Source organism: Actinomycetes bacterium (assembly GCA_036000965.1).
Classification (GTDB): domain Bacteria; phylum Actinomycetota; class CALGFH01; order CALGFH01; family CALGFH01; genus DASYUT01.
On record DASYUT010000271.1, the window covers coordinates 1 to 4,385 of the forward strand.

The 4,385-nt window shown below is 69.9% G+C and carries 4 protein-coding genes and 3 pseudogenes; all 7 read right to left on the reverse strand.

What is annotated here, in order from left to right; translation table 11 throughout:
- Positions 1-133, reverse strand: a pseudogene (locus tag VG276_24075) (DNA/RNA helicase domain-containing protein).
- A gap of 34 nt (positions 134-167) precedes the next feature.
- Positions 168-1,595, reverse strand: coding sequence for a rifampin monooxygenase (rox, locus tag VG276_24080; GenBank protein HEV8652383.1), 1,428 nt, complete (start codon positions 1,593-1,595; stop codon positions 168-170).
- Positions 1,596-2,002: 407 nt separating this feature from the next.
- Positions 2,003-2,758 (reverse strand): annotated as a pseudogene (locus tag VG276_24085) (IS5 family transposase).
- A gap of 10 nt (positions 2,759-2,768) precedes the next feature.
- Positions 2,769-2,897, reverse strand: coding sequence for a hypothetical protein (locus VG276_24090; protein ID HEV8652384.1), 129 nt, complete (start codon positions 2,895-2,897; stop codon positions 2,769-2,771).
- Between the two features lie 135 nt (positions 2,898-3,032).
- Positions 3,033-3,179, reverse strand: coding sequence for a hypothetical protein (locus VG276_24095; GenBank protein HEV8652385.1), 147 nt, complete (start codon positions 3,177-3,179; stop codon positions 3,033-3,035).
- A 409-nt stretch (positions 3,180-3,588) separates the two neighbouring features.
- Positions 3,589-3,903 (reverse strand): annotated as a pseudogene (locus VG276_24100) (DUF4158 domain-containing protein).
- A 22-nt stretch (positions 3,904-3,925) separates the two neighbouring features.
- Positions 3,926-4,087 carry a hypothetical protein gene (locus VG276_24105; protein HEV8652386.1) on the reverse strand — a complete coding sequence of 54 codons (162 nt, stop codon included), beginning with the start codon at positions 4,085-4,087 and terminating at the stop codon, positions 3,926-3,928.
- Between the last annotated feature and the right edge of the window lie 298 nt (positions 4,088-4,385).

Sequence of the window (4,385 nt, forward strand, 5' to 3'; positions counted from 1 at the left end):
TGACGCGGTGCAGCGCCACCACGGTCTTCCCGGTGCCCGGGCCGCCCTCGATCACCAGCACCTCGGGGTGATCGAGCCGGATGATCTCGTCCTGCTCGGCCTGGATCGTCGCCACGATGTCGCGCATCCCGTCACAACGGCCCACCCTTTCGGGCCAGACTGCGCGTTCAGTTGACGGGCGCGCCGAACCACTTGGGCATCTGGCTGAGCAGATCCTGCTGATCTTCACCGACCCACGCCACGTGGCCGTCCGGCCGCAGCAGCGCCGCGGGCACGTCCAGTTCCTCGCTGACGTCGACGACGTGGTCGACCCGATCTGCCCACCCGGCGACCGAGAGCCGGCCGGTCTGGTCGAGCAGCAGCCCGCGGCCGCCGTGCATCAGGCCGTAGAGGCGCCCTCGCTTCAGCCCCACGTCCCGCAGCCGCCGGCCAAGCAGTTCGTGGCCCTCGCCGAAGTCGTAGCGGACCCCGATCGCGGTGATCTTCTCGATCAGGTACCGGTTTACGTCCTCGAAGTCCATCAGTTCCGACACCAGCCGGCGCACTGCCTGGGGACCCGGCTCGAGGGACGTCAGCTCGATCTGCGCGCGGGTGTTGTCCAGCACGTCGGCGGCCACCGGGTGCCGTTCGGTGTGGTAGCTGTCCAGCAGCCCCTCCGGTGCCCAGCCGTTGACCTCGGCGGCCAGTTTCCAGCCGAGGTTGAAGGCGTCCTGGATGCCGAGGTTGAGGCCCTGCCCGCCGGTCGGCGGGTGGATGTGCGCCGCGTCGCCGGCCAGCAGCACCCGGCCGGTCCGGTAGCGCTCGGCCAGCCGGGTGGCGTCGCCGAAGCGGGAGAGCCAGCGCGGTGAGTGCGCGCCGAAGTCGGTGCCGGCGAGCTCCCGCACCTGCTGCTTCAGCTCGTCCAGGGTCGGCGGGACCGTGCGGTCCTCGGCCACCCCCTTGGCGGGCGCGCCGAGGCGGTACACCCCGTCCCCGAGGGGCACGGCGCCGAACCCCTTATGGGTCTTGCGGACTTCGGCTATTACGGCGTTCAGCGTCTCCGGCGGCGCGGTCAGCTCCACCTCGCCCAACAGCCACTCGACCCTGGCGGGCTCGCCGGGGAAGCCGACCCCGAGCAGCTTGCGCACCGTGCTGCGGCCGCCGTCGCAGCCGACGAGGTAGCGAGAGCGCAGCTGCGTGCCGTCGGCCAGCTCGACGGTCATCCCGTGGTCGTCCTGGCTCAGCCCGACCAGTTCGCAGCCGCGCCGGGTCTCGACGCCGAGTTCGGTGGCGTGCTCGGTCAGCAGGCGCTCGGTGGTGGTCTGCGGGATGGCGAGGATGTACGGATGTGCGGTGTCCAGCCGGTCCGGCGTCGGCTTGGTGATGCCGGCGAAGAAACCACCGACCGGGTACTGCTGGCCGAGCGCGAGGAACCGCTCCAGCAGACCGCGCTGGTCCATCACCTCGACGCTGCGCGCGTGCAGGCCGAGCGCGCGGACAACCCTGGTCGGCTCCGTCTCCTTCTCCAGCACGAGCGCGTGCACGCCGTGCAGCCGCAACTCGCTGGCCAGCATCACGCCGGTCGGTCCGCCGCCGGCAACGATCACGTCAATCATGAAACCCCCCATTCAACAAGGTTGCATTTCGGCCAGCTGCTCCGCGCAGTCCGGCGGCGCGCACACCCGCACCTCCGCGCCGAGTGCGCAACCGCACCGCGAGTCCCACCGTCGGTTCGACGTCCCGCTGAGACCCATACGTCGACAAAAGCACACGTACTTCGCGAATCCCTGATTTCCGCAGGTTCTGGCTTCGGTCGGAGATTCTGCAACACGACCCGGGTCTTGCCGCAAGCCCCCCTGTGCGCTATACATTGAGAGTGGCAAGGAGCGCGTAACCTCCTTGCCTTTGCCTTTTGCCGTCCGCTGTGGACGGACAACCTCCTCGCGAAGCGGCAGCGCGCCGCGTACGTCGGTACGTCGATCCAGAAGGATCTCCCCTGCACCGCACGCCGTCTTAAAACTCCTTATCGGAATGAGTTCAGGCGTCGCCAGCAGATGAGTGCGCATCCGAGGGTGAGGAAGGCTTCGTGGATGTCGTCGCGTATCTCCCAGCGGATCCGCAGGCGGCGGAACCAGTGCAGGTGGGCGAACGCGCGTTCCACGACCCAGCGTTGGGTGCCGAGTCCGGAGCCGTGTTCGGTGCCCCGGCGGGCGATGACCGGCTTCACGCCGAGATCCCAGACCAGGCGGCGGTACTTGTCGTGGTCGTAGCCGCGGTCGCCCAGCACCACGTCCGGGCGGCGCCGGGGCCGGCCTCGGTTGCCGCCGGTCAAGGTGGCGGCGAGCGGGATGCCGGTGGCGTCGGTGATCAGGTGATGTTTGCTGCCCGTCCTGCCCCGATCGACGGGGCTTCGTCCGGTCTTGGCTCCCCCTTTAACGCCCGGATATGGGAGCCGTCGACCGCCGCCCGGGAGAAGTCCAGGGCGTTCGCCCTGCGGAGTTCGGCGAGGAGAACCCCGTGGAGCCGAGGCCACGCACCGGCCTCGGTCCACTCGGCCAGGCGACGCCAGCAGGTCCTACCCGAACCGAAGCCGAGTTCCTGCGGCAGGTGCTCCCAGGCGATCCCGGTGCAGGACGAACAGGATGCCCTGGAACACCAACCGGTCAGGATGCCGCTTGCGTCCCGGATGCCGGATCCGACGCTCCACCTTGGGCAGCAGCGGCTCGATCAACGCCCACAGCTCGTCATCAACGTCCCATGGCTTCGCCCTCGGGCTGATGATGGAGAGGTCAGCGGCGGCGACGTCGGTTGCGGTCCTGCCGGCCCAGCGCGCGGCTGACAGCCTCGGCGCTGGGCTTGACGTAGATCGCCAGCGTGCGCGGGTTCTGGTGCCCGGACAGCGCCATGAGCATAGGCACCGTCCAGCCGTCCTCGCCGAGGTGGTCAGCCGGGAGTGGCGAAGCTGATGCAGCGTCCAGCCGATGGTCTGCTTGAACAGCTACTCGGCGCTCGTAGGACAGCCGGTTGCGGCCGGCGGGGCGGAGATCCTGAAGCTACGGCGAGGGGCAAAGTAGCCGTTCAGCGGTTGCGGCGGCGGGCGGGGTCTGTTCCTCGAGGGCGGCGGCGACGGCTTCGGCGCTGACGTTGACGTAGATGGAGAGGCTGCGGATGTTGTCGTGGCCGGACAGGCCCATGAGCATGGGTGCGGACCAGCCGTCTTCGCCGAGGTGAGTCAGCCGGGAGTGACGGAGCTGGTGGCCACCAGCGCCACGGTCCGCCGGGCGTCGGCGCGGCGGTCAAGCACCGGGGCTTGGTGGTCAGCCCGTCGCGGGTCAGCACCTCGATCCGGTTGGCCGGGACCGCTGCGAGGTCGACCGCGCCAGCACCCAGCCCGGCCAGCTCGCCGGCGCGGTCCAGCGCGCCGACCAGCTCCCGACCCGAGATCCGGGTTGGCCCGCGCCGGAACCGTTCCAGCTCGCTGACCCGTGCGCCCTGCGGGACCTTCAGCAGCCCATCCAGCCGGCGGGGCAGCTCCACGTCGGTCGCGGTGGCGGCGGCGGTGATCGTGTCCCACACCCGGGTCTCTGCGGCGGTGCGGACCTCGGCGACCAGCTTGGCCAGCGCGTGCACGCCCGGCAGCAGTACCCGGTGCTCCCGCAGCCAGCGCACCGCGGCGTCAAACAGCGCCTTGGACGGCTCGATCCGGGTCCAGGCGCGCGCGGTCAGGAACGCCCGCAGCTGCTCGGCGGCCGTGGGGTCGCTGAAGTTGCGGTACCCGAACGTGTCGCTGAGCTCGGCGGTGTGCTCCCACTGGGTCGCCGGGCGCGCGGCGTACTGCTTGATGCACGTGGGGTCGGCGATGGCGAGCTGCGCGGCGAGGAAGTCGACGACCTGGGTGGGCACGGCCAAGGGGTCGGCCAGGAAGGTGCCCGGTAGCGGACAGTGGTCATTTGGAGGCTGAAGCCAAGGCGGTTGCGGGCGCCGCGGCGCTTGGCGACCCGGTCCAGGTCGGCGTCGTCCAGGAGGAAAACCGGTCCAGGTCCGCCTGTGACGGCACCCCGGTGAACCGCCCGAACGCTGCCGCCTGCTCGTCGGTCAGGAACTCCACCGGCAGCGGGAGCCTCCACGCACCTTTGGGCGATCAAACGCCCGGCTCATCCCCGAAATCAGCAGAACCCTGCTATGCGACGGCTCGCCAGTGGCCGCGGCTCAGCTGACCTCGCCCAGACGAACCTGGGCGCCGGTACTTGTCATCAGCCCGAGGGCTTAGCGGAGGATCCATCCCCGATGTTCCCCGGACCCGGTTCTTGCCCGCCGGTTATCGCCTCCGAGGGTTTGCAGCTTGGGTCGGAATAACCGGTGCATGGTCGCAGGCCAAACAAGCTCGACCCCGTTGGCTTGGCATA

Coding starts and splice junctions, on each gene's coding strand:
- VG276_24095 (HEV8652385.1), bottom strand. CDS start 3,179: ATGCTCATGGGCCTGTCCGGCCACGACAACATCCGCAGCCTCTCCATC.
- rox (HEV8652383.1), bottom strand. CDS start 1,595: ATGATTGACGTGATCGTTGCCGGCGGCGGACCGACCGGCGTGATGCTG.